General features: G+C 52.9%; 28 protein-coding genes, 1 tRNA gene, 1 pseudogene and 1 riboswitch. Of the genes and pseudogenes, 22 read left to right on the top strand and 8 right to left on the bottom strand.

What is annotated here, in order from left to right; genetic code table 11:
- Positions 1-21: 21 nt before the first annotated feature.
- Positions 22-156, top strand: coding sequence for a hypothetical protein (locus T260_RS1000000140505; RefSeq protein WP_014195190.1), 135 nt, complete (start codon positions 22-24; stop codon positions 154-156).
- A gap of 155 nt (positions 157-311) precedes the next feature.
- Here T260_RS1000000140505 and T260_RS129760 read toward each other — a convergent pair whose 3' ends face one another.
- Both T260_RS129760 and T260_RS129765 read right to left on the bottom strand, forming a co-directional pair.
- Positions 312-1,076 (bottom strand): hypothetical protein, encoded by a 765-nt coding sequence (locus T260_RS129760; RefSeq protein WP_011230347.1) that lies wholly within the window; start codon positions 1,074-1,076, stop codon positions 312-314.
- A gap of 101 nt (positions 1,077-1,177) precedes the next feature.
- Complete coding sequence (locus tag T260_RS129765) at positions 1,178-1,897, bottom strand: BMQ_0737 family morphogenetic spore coat protein (protein ID WP_011230348.1); 720 nt, start codon at positions 1,895-1,897, stop codon at positions 1,178-1,180.
- Between the two features lie 154 nt (positions 1,898-2,051).
- On the opposite strand from T260_RS129765, the gene T260_RS129770 reads away from it, so the two are divergent.
- The 11 genes from T260_RS129770 (at position 2,052) to T260_RS1000000139955 (ending at position 7,477) form a co-directional block, all read left to right on the top strand.
- Positions 2,052-2,387, top strand: coding sequence for a spore coat protein (locus tag T260_RS129770; RefSeq protein ID WP_014195191.1), 336 nt, complete (start codon positions 2,052-2,054; stop codon positions 2,385-2,387).
- Between the two features lie 382 nt (positions 2,388-2,769).
- Positions 2,770-3,000, top strand: coding sequence for a hypothetical protein (locus T260_RS129775; protein ID WP_011230350.1), 231 nt, complete (start codon positions 2,770-2,772; stop codon positions 2,998-3,000).
- 27 nt (positions 3,001-3,027) lie between these two features.
- Positions 3,028-3,231, top strand: coding sequence for a phage holin family protein (locus T260_RS129780; RefSeq protein ID WP_023633985.1), 204 nt, complete (start codon positions 3,028-3,030; stop codon positions 3,229-3,231).
- Between the two features lie 158 nt (positions 3,232-3,389).
- Complete coding sequence (locus tag T260_RS129785) at positions 3,390-3,596, top strand: DUF1657 domain-containing protein (RefSeq protein WP_011230352.1); 207 nt, start codon at positions 3,390-3,392, stop codon at positions 3,594-3,596.
- Positions 3,597-3,693: 97 nt separating this feature from the next.
- A complete protein-coding gene (locus T260_RS129790; RefSeq protein ID WP_011230353.1) occupies positions 3,694-4,170 on the top strand; it encodes a YhcN/YlaJ family sporulation lipoprotein in 477 nt (158 codons plus the stop codon).
- An 11-nt stretch (positions 4,171-4,181) separates the two neighbouring features.
- Positions 4,182-4,661, top strand: coding sequence for a stage V sporulation protein AC (spoVAC, locus tag T260_RS129795; RefSeq protein WP_011230354.1), 480 nt, complete (start codon positions 4,182-4,184; stop codon positions 4,659-4,661).
- Positions 4,661-5,836 (top strand): stage V sporulation protein AD, encoded by a 1,176-nt coding sequence (spoVAD, locus tag T260_RS129800; RefSeq protein WP_023633984.1) that lies wholly within the window; start codon positions 4,661-4,663, stop codon positions 5,834-5,836. Before spoVAC ends, spoVAD begins: the two co-directional genes overlap by 1 nt.
- A gap of 1 nt (position 5,837) precedes the next feature.
- Positions 5,838-6,194: a stage V sporulation protein AE gene (spoVAE, locus tag T260_RS129805; protein ID WP_013146042.1), complete on the top strand. Its 357-nt coding sequence runs from the start codon at positions 5,838-5,840 to the stop codon at positions 6,192-6,194.
- Between the two features lie 12 nt (positions 6,195-6,206).
- The gene (locus T260_RS129810; protein ID WP_011230357.1) at positions 6,207-6,413 is read left to right on the top strand and encodes a DUF1657 domain-containing protein; all 207 of its coding nucleotides are present in this window, start codon (positions 6,207-6,209) and stop codon (positions 6,411-6,413) included.
- A 12-nt stretch (positions 6,414-6,425) separates the two neighbouring features.
- Positions 6,426-7,286: a DUF421 domain-containing protein gene (locus T260_RS129815; protein WP_013523193.1), complete on the top strand. Its 861-nt coding sequence runs from the start codon at positions 6,426-6,428 to the stop codon at positions 7,284-7,286.
- Positions 7,287-7,306: 20 nt separating this feature from the next.
- On the top strand, positions 7,307-7,477 hold the full coding sequence (locus tag T260_RS1000000139955) for a hypothetical protein (RefSeq protein ID WP_011230359.1): 171 nt from the start codon (positions 7,307-7,309) through the stop codon (positions 7,475-7,477).
- A 139-nt stretch (positions 7,478-7,616) separates the two neighbouring features.
- Here T260_RS1000000139955 and T260_RS129820 read toward each other — a convergent pair whose 3' ends face one another.
- Positions 7,617-7,937 carry a thioredoxin family protein gene (locus tag T260_RS129820; protein WP_011230360.1) on the bottom strand — a complete coding sequence of 107 codons (321 nt, stop codon included), beginning with the start codon at positions 7,935-7,937 and terminating at the stop codon, positions 7,617-7,619.
- Between the two features lie 128 nt (positions 7,938-8,065).
- Here T260_RS129820 and T260_RS129825 point away from each other — a divergent pair, with 128 nt between their 5' ends.
- The 3 genes from T260_RS129825 (at position 8,066) to spoVIF (ending at position 8,891) form a co-directional block, all read left to right on the top strand.
- Entirely contained in the window at positions 8,066-8,302 is a 237-nt protein-coding gene (locus tag T260_RS129825) for a hypothetical protein (RefSeq protein ID WP_011230361.1), read from the top strand.
- 76 nt (positions 8,303-8,378) lie between these two features.
- Entirely contained in the window at positions 8,379-8,507 is a 129-nt protein-coding gene (locus T260_RS1000000138800; protein WP_013146038.1) for a YjcZ family sporulation protein, read from the top strand.
- 126 nt (positions 8,508-8,633) lie between these two features.
- A complete protein-coding gene (spoVIF, locus tag T260_RS129830; RefSeq protein WP_011230363.1) occupies positions 8,634-8,891 on the top strand; it encodes a sporulation-specific transcription regulator SpoVIF in 258 nt (85 codons plus the stop codon).
- A gap of 117 nt (positions 8,892-9,008) precedes the next feature.
- Here spoVIF and T260_RS129835 read toward each other — a convergent pair whose 3' ends face one another.
- From T260_RS129835 to T260_RS129845, 3 genes are all read right to left on the bottom strand, one after another.
- Positions 9,009-9,443: a GNAT family N-acetyltransferase gene (locus T260_RS129835; RefSeq protein WP_011230364.1), complete on the bottom strand. Its 435-nt coding sequence runs from the start codon at positions 9,441-9,443 to the stop codon at positions 9,009-9,011.
- Between the two features lies 1 nt (position 9,444).
- Positions 9,445-9,966, bottom strand: coding sequence for a YjcG family protein (locus tag T260_RS129840; protein ID WP_011230365.1), 522 nt, complete (start codon positions 9,964-9,966; stop codon positions 9,445-9,447).
- 98 nt (positions 9,967-10,064) lie between these two features.
- Entirely contained in the window at positions 10,065-10,793 is a 729-nt protein-coding gene (locus T260_RS129845; protein WP_023633983.1) for a GTNG_0744 family esterase, read from the bottom strand.
- A gap of 186 nt (positions 10,794-10,979) precedes the next feature.
- Positions 10,980-11,090: riboswitch (SAM riboswitch) on the top strand.
- Between the two features lie 201 nt (positions 11,091-11,291).
- Between T260_RS129845 and T260_RS129850 the strand changes: the two genes are divergently transcribed.
- Both T260_RS129850 and metC read left to right on the top strand, forming a co-directional pair.
- The gene (locus T260_RS129850; protein ID WP_011230367.1) at positions 11,292-12,395 is read left to right on the top strand and encodes a methionine biosynthesis PLP-dependent protein; all 1,104 of its coding nucleotides are present in this window, start codon (positions 11,292-11,294) and stop codon (positions 12,393-12,395) included.
- Between the two features lie 3 nt (positions 12,396-12,398).
- A complete protein-coding gene (metC, locus tag T260_RS129855; protein ID WP_011230368.1) occupies positions 12,399-13,580 on the top strand; it encodes a cystathionine beta-lyase in 1,182 nt (393 codons plus the stop codon).
- Positions 13,581-13,629: 49 nt separating this feature from the next.
- Here the strand turns inward: metC and T260_RS129860 are convergent, their stop codons facing one another.
- Together T260_RS129860 and T260_RS129865 are read right to left on the bottom strand one after the other, a co-directional pair.
- On the bottom strand, positions 13,630-13,839 hold the full coding sequence (locus T260_RS129860; protein ID WP_011230369.1) for an LSm family protein: 210 nt from the start codon (positions 13,837-13,839) through the stop codon (positions 13,630-13,632).
- 148 nt (positions 13,840-13,987) lie between these two features.
- The gene (locus tag T260_RS129865) at positions 13,988-14,431 is read right to left on the bottom strand and encodes a hypothetical protein (protein WP_011230370.1); all 444 of its coding nucleotides are present in this window, start codon (positions 14,429-14,431) and stop codon (positions 13,988-13,990) included.
- A 248-nt stretch (positions 14,432-14,679) separates the two neighbouring features.
- Here T260_RS129865 and T260_RS129870 point away from each other — a divergent pair, with 248 nt between their 5' ends.
- The 5 genes and pseudogenes from T260_RS129870 to T260_RS0120210 form a co-directional block, all read left to right on the top strand.
- On the top strand, positions 14,680-15,375 hold the full coding sequence (locus T260_RS129870) for a glycosyltransferase family 2 protein (RefSeq protein WP_021321892.1): 696 nt from the start codon (positions 14,680-14,682) through the stop codon (positions 15,373-15,375).
- 2 nt (positions 15,376-15,377) lie between these two features.
- Positions 15,378-16,493, top strand: a complete 1,116-nt coding sequence (locus T260_RS129875) for a glycosyltransferase family 4 protein (RefSeq protein WP_021321893.1) — start codon at positions 15,378-15,380, stop codon at positions 16,491-16,493.
- Positions 16,490-17,548: a polysaccharide pyruvyl transferase family protein gene (locus T260_RS129880; protein WP_011230373.1), complete on the top strand. Its 1,059-nt coding sequence runs from the start codon at positions 16,490-16,492 to the stop codon at positions 17,546-17,548. The genes T260_RS129875 and T260_RS129880 overlap by 4 nt, the downstream gene beginning before the upstream one ends.
- Before the next feature lie 112 nt (positions 17,549-17,660).
- Positions 17,661-17,732, top strand: a tRNA-Val gene (locus T260_RS129885).
- Between the two features lie 286 nt (positions 17,733-18,018).
- Positions 18,019-18,756 (top strand): annotated as a pseudogene (locus T260_RS0120210) (UPF0236 family transposase-like protein); the annotation flags it as partial.
- Positions 18,757-18,770: the final 14 nt, after the last annotated feature.

Here is an 18,770-nt window from a genome sequence, read left to right as displayed (position 1 = left end):
AGAAAGGCGGCTATTGAGGTCATGACACAGCCAATGAGGGATGCCGGCGGGCGTCGTTTTGGTCAAAAAATGGACAGCGAATCGCTGATGCTGGTTGGGCAACGTTCGCTGAAGGAATGGCCGGCGGTGTGGATGGAAGTCGTCGTCAGCCGGTGATGCAAAAACAGCCGCGCAGCTTGTCGGGATGACGTTGATGGAAGGAAACGTCCAACTGCTATTGTTTGAAATAGGAAATAGCGGAGCCGGCTCAAAACGGCCGGCCCAAACAGCAGGTGCGCCGCTGGTCGGCATGAAGGCGGAAAACGAGCGGGTCACCATTGAATGGCAATATGGTTGGCGGCAGGAACGCCCTTTGGCAGTTCTGCGCAATACACGAATCCATCAACCGTCAATGAGCGGGCATTGCTGGACGGGGGAACAGTGATTTCGAACTGGGAAAAGCGCCGCTCCTCGCTTGGTTCAAGCGGGGCGTCATAAAGCGGGGCAAGCCAGTATTCCCCGCTTTGCCGCACTTTTTCCCGCCAGTTTTCGTGGGTGAACGTCCAGCTTTCCGCGCTATTGGAGATCAGCGTTTCCTGCTCGGCCCGTCCGCTGTTTGGCAAAACAATTTTCCCGCTGAGCACCGCCGTTTTTGGAGGCGAAAGGCGGAGACAGACAATCAAATGGTGAAGCGGCGCTGTTCCGTGATTGCGAATGATGAAATCGCCGATGATGGTCAGCTCCTCCTCATCAAGATGCGTCGGAACGACGACAGAATAGTGAAACAACGCTGACACGGCAGCAGCTCGTTCAAACGCTGGTGTCTGTGTCTCTTTTGAGGTGTTATATCGCGTTTCTTCCAGTGCAATTTCACACAACAGAAGCTGGCGTTCCAAGGCGGCGATTTTTTTCTTGTACGTTTCAACGTTGGTTGTTTCTGCTTCACGCAGCTTCTCTTTCAAATAGGCGCTGCGCATTTTTTCCTTGGCCAACTCGGCCTCCAGTTGCTGCACTTGTTGCCGGCATGAGGCTGCTTCTGACCGGTAGTGGATGATTTGCTGCTGCAGACGGAGATGTTGGTCGTTTTTGTTTTTCATACGGTTTCCACCCCTTCCATTCTCATCTTATGTATCCATTGCGGGTGCATGCCATATAAAAAAGGCTGTTGTTGGAACAACAGCCTGAACGGTGCAGGACGCTACATGGCCGGGAATACGTCCGGGCATTGCGGCGGGAATTTGGTTGTCGGGCAAAGCACGGCTTCGGCCAATTCTTCGCGCGGTTGGCAGAAACGAGCTTCGACTTCGATTTTGACATCAGCTTCCACTTGGACTTCAAGGCATAAGGTGATGGAAACATCAAGTTGTGCAAAGTTGTCTGTGCAGACTAGGCTCGTGTCGCATTCGAAGAACGAAATATGGCAGTTGAGCTGCGTGCCTTCTGGGGCGCACAAGATGAACGTTTGTGCTGTAGCGAACGGAATTGGTTTCGATTGGCAAATGACCGTGCCGGCTGGGCTGACAATTTGCACGACGACATGCCCTTTGATGAGCGCTTTGACTTTTTGCAGCGTCACCGTTTCCCCAGAAGGAAGGGTGACGTTTACGGACTGCCGGCCGTTTGGCTGCGTAATTTCCTGGCAAATCAATGCGTCCTGGTCAACGACCGAGTCGATCGGGTTTCCGTCGGCGTCTGTCAGGAAGCAGCGGATCGTCAAGTGTTGCGGGTTTGTATGTTGCGCTCCCAAAAAATCGCAAATCGTTCCTTCCCGCTGGCAGTGGTCCATCGGGAAAATCGCTTCCAAATCCTCGCCGCTGAAGCTTCGCAATGGCACATCGACTTGGCGCGTCACCCAGTCGTAAATTTTGCGCGTTCTGATGCATACTCTTTCTGTATCGCGACGGTGATGATGACCCATTTTCTTCGTTCCTCCTATCGTTCAGTTGTTCCCCAACGCCTGGTGGTTTGGGACTACTGTATACTATGGAACGGCTTAGGTAAATGTGTTGGGACAGATGCGGATTTTTTGCTGGTGGGTGCAGACAACGATGAATCAAAGGAGGAGATGTCGAATGATGAAAGACAAACATGGGGCGATGAATGAAGAGAGAAGGGGGACAGGTGAACAGCGGCTTGCTGAGCGAATGGCTGAACTGGAGCGCCGGCTGAAAGAGGTGGAAGCCGAAAACATTGTGTTAAAGGAACTGGCTTACCAAAGCGCCAAGCGCTACGAGCAGCTCAAACAGCTGGCGAAGGAAAATGACGAGCTTCGCCGCCAGCTGCTGCAATCGCCATGGAGCGAAAAAACGGGCAAGGCAGATGAGGACGAACGGCCGGACAGCTGGTTTTTCCGCACACTGAGGCAAGAAAATGCCATCATGCCACACCCGGAGCGAAACGAAAAATGAGAGGCACCCTTGGCTCGCCAAGCCATACAATAGCAGTAGCCGCTCGCTTTTTCTCTCGCCGTTAGACATTGTTTGTTTTTATGCCGTTTCGATTAGAGACGAATCGTACGGAAATGGACTTGAACATAAATTGGTTGATCGGCGAGGGCTACACTTTTTCGGGATGGAGGGATGAGGAATGAAGAAGCCTACTCCGTCGAAACCGGTGACAAGGGTGCTTTCTTCGACAACGCAGCCTGTGCGGCGTCCGAGCGGATGCGGATGCGGTCGGCCAGCCGTCATCAAGAAGAAATAACGGAAATCTGTGAGAGATGCCTATACTTCGCTTCGCCTCCTTGCATAGTCTAACAGTGCAACTAGGCGAAAGGAAGGAGGGAAGGGCATGTCGGATCGGAAAAAAGCGAAAGTGATTCATGTCGATAAATTGATCATTCATGCCGATGACATCGTCATTATGCCGCGCGGCCGCATCCGCGATCCATGGTTGTTCCCGCACCGCGATGATACGGAAATGGAAGCCGTTGAAGATGTGCGGGACCGGGATAAGGAAGAACATGGTGAAGGAGGCCATGATCGAAACGAAGGAGAACGGAGACCGTTCTCGTGGATCTAGCCATAAAGCAAATGGGGGACGCAAACGGTGGAGCGTTTTAAAAATTACGGGCTTTGGCTCGGGATCGGATCGTTTGTTGTACTGGCGCTGGAGACGTTTGGCGTCGACATCGACCTTGGCAAGTATGAACAGTTGTATCATGCGTTGTTAAGCATTTTGGTGATGGCCGGTATTTTAAACAACCCGTCGCTCGGCCGCGGTTATTCCGACAAAGTTGATGACAAGTCGTAAACCGTATGGGCGCCTGCAGAAGGCGCCCTTTTCGTGCCCGGAAAGGCTGGAAAGGCGGCAGAACGTTTTGCAGAAAATGACAATTATAATTTGGCGGCGAAAAACCATTCTAAACATTGTCACCACCCATCTTACACCATATAAGGAGGACATGAATCATGACGGTTGCAACACAAGTGAAACAAACATTGGCGGGGTTAAAATCGGCTCAAGCGAGCTTCGAAACGTTTGCTTTGCAAACCGAAAACCAAGCCGCGAAACAGCTTTACCAACAAGCTGCCCAACAAACGCAGGCGGTCATTGATTTGGTGAACTCGCGCATGCAAGAAATTCAAAACGAAGAGCCACAATATAAACAACAATAACCTTCGCAGAAGCGAATGGGATGGTTTAGGCGGAAAGGTTGGCACAGCACGCCAACCTTTCCCGACTTGGCGGAAATACATAAAAACGAATGGGTTGATGAAGATGAAAAAATGGTGGTTGGCGGCCGTCGTTGCGATGATCGCGGTCGGCGGCTGCGCCAAAGAAGAAACGGAACAAAAGCAATCGCTGCAAGGGGCAAACCTGCTGAGAACCCAAACGTCCGGGACGGCGAAACATGCGGAGCTGAACCAAGGTCCGGCCGAGCGGGCGGCCAGCTATTTGCGCGGGCGCGACGATGTTCGGGACGTGGTGGCGGTCAACAGCGGGGATCGGTTGCTCATTGCTTATCAAATTCCCCATATGAAGCGGTGGAGTCGAAAACAAATTGAGAAAGACATTGACCAAAAACTGCGCGACCTGTTTCCTGGCTATGACGTTGTTTCCTCGAGCGATTTGAAAATTTTTTGGAAGACGAAGGAATTAAAAGCTAACATGGACAATCGACGCTGGGATGAACGAAAAGTCAATCGGGAAATCAGGCGCATTGAAAAGCTAAGCAAAGAGCAAACATAAGAGGTGTCATTATGGCGAATGAAAAACGGAAAAAGCTGACCCCGGTTCAGCAGGAATATCATTTATTCGAAAAAGAGCGGGAAACGAAGCGCCCTATCGTTCGCAACTGTGTTTGCGCGTTTCTCGTTGGCGGAATCATTTGCGTGATTGGACAGGCGATCTCTTATTTTTACATGTATTTTTTTGACTTTACCGAGCAAACGGCAGGCAATCCGACGGTGGCGACGATGGTCTTTTTGTCGATGATTTTAACTGGGCTTGGCGTTTATGACCGGATCGCCCAATTCGCTGGGGCGGGAAGCGCCGTGCCGGTGACAGGGTTTGGCAACGCCGTCATCTCGGCGGCGATTGAGCACCGGACGGAAGGATTTGTGTTAGGCGTCGGCTCGAACATGTTCAAGCTCGCCGGATCGGTCATCTTGTTCGGTACGTTTGCCGCCTTTGTTATCGCCCTTGTCAAAACGATTGCGACCCAGTGGGGGGGATTGTAATGCTGAAAGGGCACCGCACATGGGTGTTTGCGAACAAGCCGGCAATCATCGCAACAGCGGCGGTCGGCGGGCCGTTTGAGGCGAACGGCCGCCTCGCGGAAGACTTTGATCTTCTTCACGAAGATTTATGGCTCGGAGAGGAGTCGTACGAGAAGGCGCACCGCGTGCTCATGGAGGAAGCAGCGTTTCAGGCGATGGAAAAAGCCGGCCTAGAGAAAGAAAAAGTGCAATTTCTCATCGCCGGCGACTTGATCAACCAAATGACCCCGACAAGCTTTGCTGCCCGAACGCTCGGCATGCCGTATCTCGGTGTTTTTGGCGCCTGTTCCACTTCGATGGAAGGGCTGGCNTTTTCGGCGGAATTTTCCGGCCTAGAGAAAGAAAAAGTGCAATTTCTCATCGCCGGCGACTTGATCAACCAAATGACCCCGACAAGCTTTGCTGCCCGAACGCTCGGCATGCCGTATCTCGGTGTTTTTGGCGCCTGTTCCACTTCGATGGAAGGGCTGGCGCTAAGCGCTTTTATTACCAACTACGGCGGGGCAGATTATATATTAACCGGAGCCTCAAGCCACAACGCTGCCGTCGAAAAACAGTTTCGTTACCCGACGGAATACGGCGGGCAAAAGCCGCCGACGGCGCAGTGGACAGTAACGGGAGCTGGCGTGGCGATCGTCAGCCCGAAAGGGGACGGGCCGCGCGTGACCGCGGCGACGATCGGCCGCGTTGTGGATATGGGGCTTGCCGACCCGTTCAACATGGGTGGAGCGATGGCGCCGGCGGCGGTCGATACGATTGAGGCGCATTTGCGCGACATGCAAATCGATGCATCGTATTACGATTTGATCGTCACCGGCGATCTAGGGCGAATCGGACGCCAAGTCTCCCTTGACTTGCTGCGTCAGCACGGCATTGACATCGATGAAGAGCGCTACCAAGATTGCGGACTGCTCATTTACCGCGATGGGCAGCCGGTTTTGTCCGGCGCAAGTGGGGCGGCTTGTTCCGCCGTTGTCGTTTACGGGCATCTCATCAAACGGATGCGGCGCGGCGAGCTGAAGCGCATTTTGGCAGTCGCGACAGGAGCGCTATTGTCGCCGCTATCGTTCCAGCAAAACGAGACGATTCCATGCATCGCCCACGCGGTGGCGATCGAGTATGGAGGTGAGGCGTAGCGTGTTGGCTATGTTTTTTTGGGCGTTTGTCGTCGGCGGGCTGATTTGCGTGATCGGGCAAATTTTGATGGATGTGTTTAAACTGACACCTGCGCATACGTTGACGATTCTCGTCGTCGTCGGGGCGATTTTGGATGGATTCGGTTTGTATGAGCCACTCATTGATTTTGCCGGCGCCGGGGCGACGATTCCGATTACGAGCTTTGGAAACGCGCTCGTTCACGGCGCGATGCAAGAGGCGGAAAAACACGGCATTATCGGCGTATTGACCGGCATGTTTGAAGTGACGAGCGCCGGCATCTCCGCGGCGATCGTCTTTGGGTTTATCGGGGCGCTCTTGTTCCGCCCGAAAGGATAGGAGGGATCTTCCATGACCGTTGCTTCGCAGGTGAAACAAACGTTGGCGAGCTTAAAAGGCATTCACGCTGGGCTGCAACAGCTGGCGCTCACTTCCCAGGATGAAACGGCGCAACGGACGTTTCATGAAGCGATGCTTGCGACAGAGGAGATCATCGCGGACATCAAAGACCGGATCGGCCGGCTCGAGTTCGAAGAGCCGCAATACCACGGAAAGTAAGGAGCATGATCGATGCCTATATGGTTAGAAACCGCCATTCGTTCGATTTGCATTTTAATCGGGTTGTTTGTTATCACCCGCATTCTCGGCAAAAAGCAATTATCAAAATTGTCGTTTTTTGAATACATCGTCGGCATTACCGTCGGCGATATCGCTGGAACGATGTCGGTCGATTTAGGAATTTCGTTGCAAGAAGGCATCACCAGCATTTTGATTTGGTCGCTGTTTCCAGTGGCTGTCGCTCGTCTCTCGCTGCGCAACAAGAAATTTCGCGATTTTGTCGAGGGCAATTCCACGGTTTTTATTAAAAACGGCAAAATTTTAGAGGAAAACTTGAAACGGGAGAAATATACGGTTGACGAGCTGCTCGAACAGCTGCGCAAAAAAGATGTGTTCCGCGTCGCCGACGTCGAGTTTGCGGTGCTTGAGCCAAACGGCGACTTGAACGTGTTGCTGAAGCGGGAAAAGCAGCCGCTCACCGTCGGAGATGTGTTCCCAAACCCACCGCGGGAAAAAGAGCCGCAAACGGTCATTATGGACGGCATGATTTTGGATGAGCCACTCGCTACGATGGGGCTTGGCCGCGGCTGGCTGAAGGAACAGCTTGACAAACAAGGAGTGGCGATTGAAAATGTGTTTCTCGCCCAAGTCGATTCATACGGACAGCTGACGATCGATTTGTACGATGATAAGATCCAAATTGCCGAGCCGCAGGAGAAAAAGCTGCTCTTGGCCGCGATGAAAAAAGTGCAGGCTGATCTGGAGCTGTATGCGTTGCAGACGAATTCCGAAGAGGCGAAGGCGCTGTATGAACGAAACGCCGCAAAAATGGCAGAGCTTGTGCAAAAAGTCGAACCGCTCTTGCGAAACTGATGACACAGGAGGAAAAGACGATGGAAGACAAACGGATAAAAACGACGGATGAGGAAATTCAAGTCCAATTGAAACCAAACGACCGCTCCGAGCGGACGCGGACGACCGATGAGGAAATTTCGATTGAATTGATGTTTGACAGCCCGCAGCTGACGCGCCAGCCGAAAGACTACGACGAAATTGAATATTGACGGCTTCCGTTTCCACAATCGGCGATCCATAAGGAGCTGTCTGTTCATTCGCATGGCTGTCCGAGAAGGAAAGCTTCCTTCTCGGACAGCCTCTTTTTGTTGCCCTTCTTCTCTGGCGAGGCAAGGATGCCGCCCCGTCTTACTCCGGCAGGGACTGCAAAAAGGCGCGCACCTCTTCCGGCGTTTTGGCGTCAGCGCTGTGCAGATGAGCAATTTTTTTTCCGTTGCGGAAGACAAGCAGGCTCGGGATGCCAAGTACCTGGTATTTCTCGCCAAGTTCCGGAAACTGGTCACGGTCGATTTCAAACCAATCATATTGTCTATAGTCGCGAACGATGTCATCGATGAACATATTGAGGCGCACGCAGTCCGGACACCAAGTTGTGTAAAACTTGATGATCGTTGGTTTATCACCGGAAATGACCGCCTCGAATTGCTCCACTGTTTCAATGCGTTTCACATTCGTTTCCTCCCTTTCATGTTGACGTTCATCTTTACTTTATCATATGGCGAGGCAAAAAAAGAACGGGGATGCCTTCACCTCGGGCAGTCGTTTTTGCATACAACAGTAAGAAAGGGGGGGAAAGTGTGAGCAAAGAACTGGAAAAGGCGCTCGAAGGTTGGGTTGCGTCACGCAAAGAAGGGCATGAAACGTTCATCCGCCTGTTTGAACAATGGGGAAAGGACTTTAACAAACAGTTGCAAGAAATCGAAAAATTGAACAATGGATTTTTAAAAAGTGTGCAAGGCAACTTAGACTACATCGAGCAATGGTTTGCGAAAAAGGAGCGGGAATTTGCCGAGCTGTTCCGCCGATTTGGATGACAAAATGGCCTTTGCGCCCATACGCCCCGCTAAGCCGGTGAATACGATACAGTAAACGGAGAAGGAGGTGCACATTATGATGGGCTTCTGCGGTTATGGTTATCCTTACGGCTACGGCTATGGCGGTGGCTATGGCGGTGGCTTTGTGCTGATTGTCGTGTTGTTCATTTTGTTGATTATTGTCGGCGCGGCATTTGTCGCCTAACGGAAAAAGCGAAAGGGGTACGGGCCGTTTCGGCGCCACGGAGCGGCTCGTATTTTTCTTTCCCTAATTTGATGCACGCCGAGGCGGGAGCATCATACGATATAGCAGGGAGAAGGAGGCGGAACGATGGATCAGCAATTTTTTAAAAACATCGAAAAGAAAACAGGTGTCAATATGAAAGACGTTTTTGAGCTCGCCAACTCGCTGCAAAACGCCAATTTCAGCGATGAAAAAACGGTGCGCCAAGTGGTGAAGCGGGTGGCGCAAATTGCCAACCGGAAAGTGCCAAAAGAACTTGAGGATCAAATCGTCAAGGCGATCGTCCATAACGGCAAGCAAATTGATTTCAATACGATCGCCAATATGCTGAACAACAAAAAGTAAGCAAAAGGGAGCTTGCGTGCGCACAGCTCCCTTTTGCTCTGCTTGGCTCAGGAGAGCGAAACGATGTTCGATGATCCCAAGCCTTGGATCAGTGTAGACGAGGCTGTTCTATGGCCATCATTCGAGCGATTTCACCATCGTGACATGTGGGATGCCGGCGTCCATAAAGACGCCGGAGACGGTCGTATAGCCGAGCTTTTGGTAAAACGGTTCTGCGTGCGTCTGGGCGTTCAGTTTCGCCGTTTTCGCCCCTTTTGTTTTCGCCAGCTGTTCGATCGCTTCCATCACCATCCGTCCGGCGCCGCGGCCGCGGTAGGACGGCAGGACGCAAATGCGCTCGATTTTGCCGACGCCTTCGTCAATGAAACGGAGTCGCCCAGCACCCACCGGTGTTTGGCCATCATACAGGACGAGGTGGAACGAGTCGTCCTCGAATGCGTCGATTTCCTCGTCTTCCGGCACGTTTTGCTCCTCAATGAATACGAGCCGGCGGACGCGCAAGGCGTCTTCGTACAAAGCGCGATCTTGCGTTGTGCCAATCGCAATGTTCATCTCAGACCGTTTCCTTTCCTCCGACGATAAACGTTTCATAGACGGTCCACGAGCCGTTTTCCAGCTGATAGAGAAGATGGAAGCGGTCGACGGTCTCCTCGAAGTGCACATCTTGCAGCTTCAGCTGGCTGTAGACGTCCGCATATTCTGCGCCCGGCAAATCGCGGCCGATCGTAATGTGAGGCACGAACACAAACTCCGGCTTTCCGGCGAACAAGCCGCTGTGCAGTTGTTCATGAAGGCGCTCGAGCACGTCGTTTGGTTCCACCTTCAAATAAATGATGTTGCTTGTCGGGTAAAACGAGCTGAATTTCGTCACTTTGATCGGAATGGGAGGTGTTTCCGCCGCAATGCGGCGCAACTCTTTCGCCATTTTTTTTATTTGCTCCTCATCCGCTTCAAATGGGTATTTCAGCGTAATATGCGGCGGGATGAGGGCGTAATGGCTGTCGTACCGTTTCCGGTACGAGTTGGCGAAGTCCTGAATCCGTTTTGGCGGAAAGATCACAATGCCGTACTTCATTTTGTTTTCCCTCCTTGAACCAGTTCTTTTTCCATGCACAGGAAACGCACGGAATGGATGCGGCGGCTTCGACATCTTTGAAGTTGCTCCGTTTTGTCCTATAATGATAAAACAGCGGCTACGGCCCGGGGTACATCCGGCTGCCAATACGTCCACGCATGGCCGCCTTCGAACTCATGGTACGTATAAGCAAACCGTTTTTCCATAAACAAGTCCCGCGCCATTCGATTCGGGGTGATAAAATCGCGCACATGGCCATCCGTCGTTTTCACCGCTGTTTCCTCTGTGCCAACAGAATGGTAAAGCGAAAGGAGCGATGGATCGCGGAATGAGCGGATGCGCGCCAATACCGAGTCATCGATATAGGGGGACTGCATGGCGATTTTCCCAAATGTATGCGGATACAACAACCCGGCTAGAAGCGACACCGTTCCGCCGAGCGAATCGCCGATCAGCGCCCGGCCTTTGCCCATTTGGTATGTCGGCAGTTCGCGGTCCAAAAACGGGACGAGCTCATGGGCTAAAAAACGAAGGTATGCTTCGTGCTTTCGTCCTTCCGGGTGGTATTTCTCGTAGCGGTCGTTGACGTTCCGATACGGGATGCCGACGACGATCGTCCGGTCGATTGTTCCTTCTGCCATCAGCGTTTCGATGACGGTTTTCATTTTTCCATACATAAAATAATCTTTGCCGTCTTGCGCGATTAATAAAGAATATTTGTAAAGCGGCGAAAAATTGCTTGGCAAGTAGATGAGCAGTTCGATTTCTTCTTGCAGCTCTCTGCTGTACAACTTGCAGTCGCGCATCGTTCCTGTTGCTGTCGCCATGACCATCCTCCATGAAAGCGTAAGTTCATCTGTTATTGTAACATATTTGCGCCCAAAGATGTTAATGAAGGGCTCGAATTTTTCGCGAATTTGCCGAATCGCACCGCTGACAAAAAAATGGCTTGCAAAAACGTGGGGAATGCGTTACATTTTTATTAAATTTAAAAAAATTGAATACGCGTCCCATTCTTATCAAGAGAAGCGGAGGGAACTGGCCCAATGAAGCTTCAGCAACCAGCCGCCCGACGGCCAGGTGCTAAATCCAGCGAATTGAGCATTCAATTCGGCAGATAAGAAGAAGCATGACCCCATGTGTATGGAAAAGTCTTCTTCTTAGAAGACTTTTTTTATTTATTCAAGCGGCCGCTTCCATCAACCGCGAGGCGGTTTCGGACGAAGGCGCTTGGCCTCTGCCCAACGGACAGTGGTGCTTCGTTGGGCATTAAGTGGTCGGCCGTTGATCCATGATGGAATTTTCAGCAGAAGGAGAGAGATGAGATGGAGAAACTGGAGACGTTGTTAGCGCAAATTGGCAACCGGAGCGAAACGGTGACGGGGACGGTCAACCCGCCGGTTTATTTTTCCACCGCCTACCGCCATGCCGGCATCGGAGAGTCGACTGGGTTTGACTACATCCGCACCGGCAACCCCACGCGCAAAATCGTCGAAGAAGCGATCGCGAGACTGGAAGGCGGCGACCAAGGCTATGCGTTCAGCTCCGGCATGGCCGCCATTCAGACGGTGCTCGCCTTGTTTGAGAGCGGAGATGAGTTTCTCGTATCGGCCGACCTTTACGGCGGCACGTACCGCCTGTTTGAGCGCGGCTGGCGCAAGTATGGTCTTGGATTCCATTACGTCGATTTTGCTGATCTCGCTGCGGTGGAAGCGTGTATCACCGAAAAAACGAAAGCGATTTTCCTGGAAACACCGACGAACCCGCTTATGCATGAGACCGATATCCGCGCCGTCTCCGAATTCGCCAAGCGGCATGGGCTTTTGTTGATCGTTGACAACACGTTTTATACACCGGTGCTTCAACGCCCGATCGAACAAGGCGCCGATATTGTCATCCACAGCGCCACGAAATATTTAGGCGGCCATAACGACGTGTTGGCTGGCCTTGTCGTCGCCAAGGGCGAGGAGCTCTGTCAACGCCTGGCCGAGTATCAGAACGCCATCGGCGCGGTTTTGTCGCCGTTTGATTCGTGGCTGTTGATTCGCGGGATGAAAACGCTGGCGCTAAGGATGCGCCAGCATGAAGAAAACGCCAAGCGCATCAGCGCCTTTTTGCGCGAACATGAAGATGTTACAGACGTCTTATATCCAGGAAGAGGCGGGATGCTGTCGTTCCGGATTGCCGATGAAAAGTGGGTGAACGGGTTTTTAAAAAGCTTGCGCCTCATTACGTTCGCGGAAAGCCTGGGCGGAGTCGAAAGCTTTATTACGTACCCAGCGACGCAGACGCATGCGGACATTCCTGAGGAAATCCGCATCCAAAACGGTATTTGCAACCGGCTGCTCCGTTTCTCGGTCGGCATTGAGCACGCTGACGATTTGATCGCCGATTTGGCGCAGGCATTGAAAAACATGAAAGAGGTGTAAGCGATGGAACAGGAATGGGCGTTTTCGACGAAACTGCTCCATAACGAATGGAAAGTCGACCGCGAAACGGGGGCGGTGAGCGTGCCGATCCAGCACGCCTCCACGTTCCATCAGTTCGATTTCGATTCATTCGGCAAATACGACTACAGCCGCTCCAGCAACCCGACGCGCGAGGCGCTTGAGGAAACGATCGCGGCGTTAGAAGGCGGAACGCGCGGGTTTGCGTTCGCCTCTGGCATGGCGGCTATTTCAACGGCGTTTTTGCTTCTCTCAAAAGGCGACCACGTGCTCGTGACCGAAGACGTCTACGGCGGCACGTACCGGATGATTACGGAGGTGCTCGGCCGCTTTGGCATTGAATATACGTTTGTCGATATGACCGATTTAAACGCAGTGGCGGAAAACATCCGGCCGAACACGAAAGTCATTTATATGGAAACGCCGTCCAATCCATTGTTAAAAGTGACCGATATTCAAGGCGTCGTCAAGTTGGCGAAGGCGCATGGCTGTTTGACATTCTTGGATAATACGTTCATGACGCCGGCGTTGCAGCGGCCGCTTGATCTTGGAGTCGATGTCGTCCTTCACAGCGCCACGAAATTTTTAGCCGGCCATAGCGACGTCGTCGCCGGGCTGGCGGTCGTGAAAGACGAGGAATTGGGAAAAGAATTGTACAAACTGCAAAACGCGTTTGGCGCCGTCCTTGGCGTCCAAGATGCGTGGCTTGTGCTGCGGGGATTAAAAACGCTCCACGTTCGGCTGAAGCAGTCGTCTGAATCAGCGGCCGCCATCGCCAAGTATTTGGCTTGTCATCCAAAGGTCGAAAAAGTGTATTATCCGGGGCTGGAGAACCACCCAGGCCATGACATCCAGCGCCATCAGGCGGCCGGGTTTGGCGCTGTGCTGTCGTTCCGTTTAGCCGATGAAGAAGCGGCTCGGACGTTCGTCCGAAACGTCCGCTTGCCGGTGTTTGCTGTCAGCCTTGGGGCGGTCGAGTCAATTTTATCGCACCCAGCGAAAATGTCGCATGCGGCGATGCCAAAAGAAGAGAGGCTCCGGCGCGGCATTACCGACGGCTTGTTGCGGCTGAGCGTCGGGCTTGAGGATGTCAACGATTTGATCGCCGATTTTGAGCAGGCGTTGTCGTTTGTCAATGAGCATCCATCGGTCGTTCCGACGCGGTAACGACAAAGGTATGCATCGTTTCGGCGGATGCATACCTTTGTTTTTTTCGTTACACTTCCCGAACAAAGTTGACGGCTGTCAGCGGAATGAGCACCGTGCGCGTTTCCCGCTCGTATCCGCCCGCTTCCGCCCTAAGCTCGATCGTTCCGTCCTCGACATCGGTGAGTCGTCCCTCTATTAAGTTGTTGTCCGTCGCGACTTGGATCGTTTCCCCGATGAGGCGGCGGAGCTGCTCTTCGAATGTGGTCGCAAAGTCCATTGTCTCCTCCCTCCTTTCAGTCTAAAAGGCCGGTGATTTAAGGAGAAATACTGCTCTCCAACAGTGTTTCTCAAATTGAAAAACCTTGCAACACCATCACTTCATTCCTTGTGATTTCTCATAAATCGAGCGAATCCATTGTTTTTCATCAGCCTTCTAAACGGGTGATGGCTTGAATGCTGGCAAACGGAATGTAAACGAAACGCCCGAGCGCATCCTCAAGCACGGCATAATCGTTTCGGACGGCGATGACTGTGCCGCTCACCGGGCCGAAATTGACCGTAATTTCTACTCTCTCCCCAATCAAGTCCTCGAGCTCGTCGCCAATATCTTCCGCGGGTGGCGCCCCTGTGCGCAACTCGGTCAAAATGGCTTGCAACAGTTCGCGCTCGTCCTCCAAAATGTCCCGCTGTTCTTGCTCCTCATCAAGAATGCGGCGCAAAATTCGTTCGGCATCTTCCCCGTGATCGGCGATGGCTTCTAATAGAGAGACAATTTGTTCGACGGCCGAATCATCCAAATCTAGTTTTTCAAGCCATTTGCGGATCTTTTTCAGCTCTTTCACTGCTTCGCGCAAATGTTTATGTCCCAACGCCTCTTCCTCCTTCCTTTTCTTCCATTCGTTAACTACGTTATGCACCGCTCTTTCATTCGACACGGGTGCGTATCCGAGGAAGAAAGAACGATTTTTTTAGCCACGGGCATGGGGAAAACGGTTGAACTTTGTCGGGGGAATGACAGGTAAATGATAGGACAATTCTACTGTTTTCCTAAAAAATCAACGATTGCCTCTCACCGTTAAGAGAAAAAATGGATATATAGTGGATGAGGTGATTGATGATGGTGCCAGAGCGAAAAAAAGACTTCATCAGCGTCGTCATTCCGTGTTATAACGCATCCCGTTATATTGAGGACTGCCTAAATGGGCTGTTCAATCAAACATATCGCCAGTTTGAAGCGATTATTGTCGATGACGGATCGGACGATGGGAGCGAAGAAGTCGTGAAGCGGTGGATGAACGACCATTCCCCGTTCTTCCCGGTCGTCTATATCAAACTCCCGCGCAACGTCGGTTTTGCCGGGGCGCTCAATGTCGGCTACTTTTTAAGCAAAGGTGAGTACATCGCTGTCCATGACGCCGACGATATTTCCCATCCGGAGCGGTTCGAAAAACAATGGAAATTTTTGAACGAGCACCCGCACATCGCTTTAATCGGCACGAATTACGCCGCCTTTCCCGACGGACACTTCGACCGAAAGACGCCCGCCAACTGGCTCGCTTACGGGCGCGACATCCGCCGCGTCTATGCGGAAGGGAAACATTGCATTTGCCACGGCACGATCATGTTCCGCGGCGCCGTGTTTGACCAACTCGGCGGGCCGACAAGGCGGATTCGCGGCGCCGAAGATTATGAGTTTATTGTCAAATGTTTAAACGCCAAGCTGGAAGTGGAAAATTTGCCTGACATTTTGTACTACTACCGCAGCCATCCGCAACAGCGCTCGCGCCAGTTTTATAAGAAAGGAGGGAGCTGATCATGCGCGTATTCATGGTGCTAGATGGCCTTGACTTTGGAGGAACGGAAACGCACGCCTTCAGCCTAGCGAAAGAAATGGCCGCCCGCGGCGTTCATGTGGCCGTCGCCGCCCGCGGCGGGTCACTGGCCGATCGTTTTAGGGAAGCCGGCTGTTCAATTTATTTCATCGATTTTCCAACAGCGATCGAGATAGACGAACAACGGAAAGAACAGCTCATTCAGCAGCTTGAGGCGGTGATGAAGAAGGAAAACATCTCGATCGTTCATGCCCACCAGACGCCATCCGGCATCCTCGCTGCCACCGCTGCGCGCCGCCGCGGCATCCCGGTCGTCTTTACCGCCCATGGCACGTACTATCCGCCAGCCGAGCTTGAAGAGATGCTCCGTCTTGCTTCTGCTGCGATTGCTGTCAGTCCGCCCGTCGAGCGGCATATTGTCCCGCTCATTTCCAAACGGGTTCTCATCCCGAACGGCATTGACACGAACGAGTTTGCCCCGCTCGGCCGCGGAGGGCGGCAGACGCTTGGCATCCCGGACGACGCCTTGGTCATCGTCTATAGCAGCCGCCTCGCCTGGGCGAAAGCTGGCATTTGTTTTATGTTTTTAAAAGCGTGCAAAGATGTCAAACGGCTGTTTCCGAACTTGCACGCCGTCGTTGTCGGAGACGGCCCGCGCTTTTCTGACGTGCAGAGCCTTGTCCGTCTCATTCACCAAACGTGCCGCGAGTCGTTTCTCCATCTCGTTGGCGAACAAAGCGATATGGCTGTGTATTACTCACTCGCTGACGTTGTTGTCGGCACCGGCCGTGTCGCTCTAGAAGCGATGGCATGCGGCAAACCGGTGCTCGCCGCTGGCAACCACGGCTACTTCGGCGTTGTCGAGCCAAGCGGTTATGCCGAAGCATGGGAGTGTTACTTTGGCGATCACGGCTCGCGCCAAGGGTGCAGCCGCTATCTTCTTTCCCAAGACTTAAAACGGCTGCTTGCCTCCCCCTCATACCGCGAACAACTAGGCACGGCCGGACGGGAGTGGGTGAGACAGCAGTTTCATATCAAAACGTGTGTCGACCAAGTGCTTGGCGTATATGCATCCTTGTTGAAAGGGGAATCGTCATGATGAAAAAGGTGTTGTATATCGGTTGGATCGGCTTTCAAAACGTAGGCGACGAGCTGTTATGGAATCTTTTTGCCTCCTATGCCCGCCAATACGCCCCGGACGTTCAAATCATCCCATCGACGCCCAAGGTCAACTGGAAAGATACGAGCCCGTACGACGCCGTCGTGCTCGGCGGCGGTTCGCTCTTGCTTCCAGGCTACATGGCCGTTTTGCAAGAGGCGCACGAAGCTGGAAAACCAATATGGATATGGGGAAGCGGCATTGACTGGATCGGTGAAGCTGAAACCGACGCCTTGTGTGCAGGCGCTAAGCCAGCGCTTCACCGCCACTTTTCCGCCAACGACGTCGAGCTGTTCCGCACCGTCCTCGCCTCGGCCGCCTTTGCCGGCATTCGCGGCCCGCTCAGCGAAGCGGTATTAAAAACGTTAGGCGCCTATCCTGCAAACGTCCGCGTCATCGGCGATCCAGGGCTGTTATTGCAGACTCCCGCCTCAGCCGAACCGCCAAACAAAGAAAAAACGATCGGCATCAACTGGGGGACGACATACAATCGCCTATTCGGCCAACACGAAACACTCGTCGAAGACACCCTCGCCCGCGCTGCCAAAATGTGGATCGCCTCCGGCTACCGGATTCACTTGTACATCGTCTGGCCGAACGACCGCTCCGCCTGCGAGCGGCTGTACAAAAAAATTAACTGCCCGGAGCGCGTCACCTTCGACCGCGCACTATATGACGAACGGCAGTTCATCGAGCGGCTTCAGCCTCTTGCCGCCACCGTCAACTTCAAACTCCACGCTAATTTGTTGTCCCTGGCCGCCGGCGTCCCGGCCGTCATGCTCGGCTACCGGTTTAAAGTGTTCGACTTCGCCGCCTTGCTCGGCCTTGACCGGTATGTCGTCTCGACCGCGAGCCCGCAGCTTGAAACAGATTTGATCGACACCGTCGCCCTCGCGGAACAACACCGCCGCCGGATCATGGAACAATACGAAACCGCCCGCCGCCAGTACATTCCGCTCTTGCTCGAGCCGTTTGAGCGCGGGTTGTTTCGATAAGGGGGAGGCGCGGGCTTTCCCTTTTTTCATGATGAACACTAATTTTTTTAAAAAAGTGTTTGACAAACGAGGAAGGCATATATATAATAAAAAATGTGTTTGAAAGCGATATGACCTGTTAGCTCAGTGGGAGAGCACTTCCTTGACAGGGAAGGGGTCGGGGGTTCAAGTCCCTCACAGGTCATCACAAAACACCTCGATCTCGATGGAGATCGAGGTGTTTTTTTATTGCCCCGCCGCCTATGCGAACACAAAGTGTGAGTAAAATATTTGTGGGTGAAATTCAGGAAGGATCCCCGACGAGCGTAGCGAATTTTTGTTCGCCACGCTCGTCGGGGCCACCAATCCAAAAACAAATCTCATGTAAAAAGGACTCTCTCCCTGCTATGATGGTGATGACCAACATCCATAAAACAGGAGGGAGGGAGTCCATGAAACATCTTACCACATAATGGCCCCTATTAAAAGAGTTGGAGGAGCAATTAGTAAGAACTCTTCAAAAGGTGTTCGCTGTCTTGTTGGCCGCCCTTTTGGAGGAGATTGATCAACAACTGGCGGAAGCGCGGGACAAGCGGCGGTATCAGCTGAAAGATAAACGGCCGACCACGATCCAAACGCTGTTTGGAGAAGTGGCGTTCCGTCGGAACGACTACTATGATCGACAAACAGGGGCCTATACCTTCTTGCTGGATGCCGAACTGGGCTTTGATGGAGCGCAGTCGATCAGTCCGTGCCTCGAGGAAACGGCGGTCGAGTTGGCCGTGGAGTGCTCTTCCTATCGCAAAGCAGCTCGCACACTCGAGTCGATCGTGGGGTATGCGGTCCTCAGCCATGAGGCGATTCGCCAGTTGGTGCTCGAGGCCCCTGTCTCGCTGCATCGCCCTGTTTCTCAACGGCACGGCCGAGTGCTGTTTGTCGAGGCGGAAGGACTCTGTTTCCCGCCAGGGGAAAGGGAAACGAGCGAAAGAAGAGAAAATCTTGGCGATTCACGAGGGATGGAAACGAAACGGGTCGCAGCTTGAGCTGGTGAACCGGCGCTGCTGCCCCCATGAAGGGACGGGGACGTGTGGAAACGGTTTGAAGAGTGGCTGATGAAGGAATATGCCTATGACCCGTGCCGGGACCTGTTGATCATCAACGGCGACGCGGCGCCATGGATCACGGCCTGCCGGGAGTATTTTGGAAAGCGAGCCTGCTTTCAGCTGGATCGATTTCATGTGGC

This window comes from Geobacillus thermopakistaniensis, from assembly GCF_000498995.1.
GTDB lineage: Bacteria > Bacillota > Bacilli > Bacillales > Anoxybacillaceae > Geobacillus > Geobacillus thermoleovorans.
The sequence above is the reverse complement of the archived record's forward strand: the minus strand, read 5'-3'. Positions and strand labels throughout refer to the sequence as shown.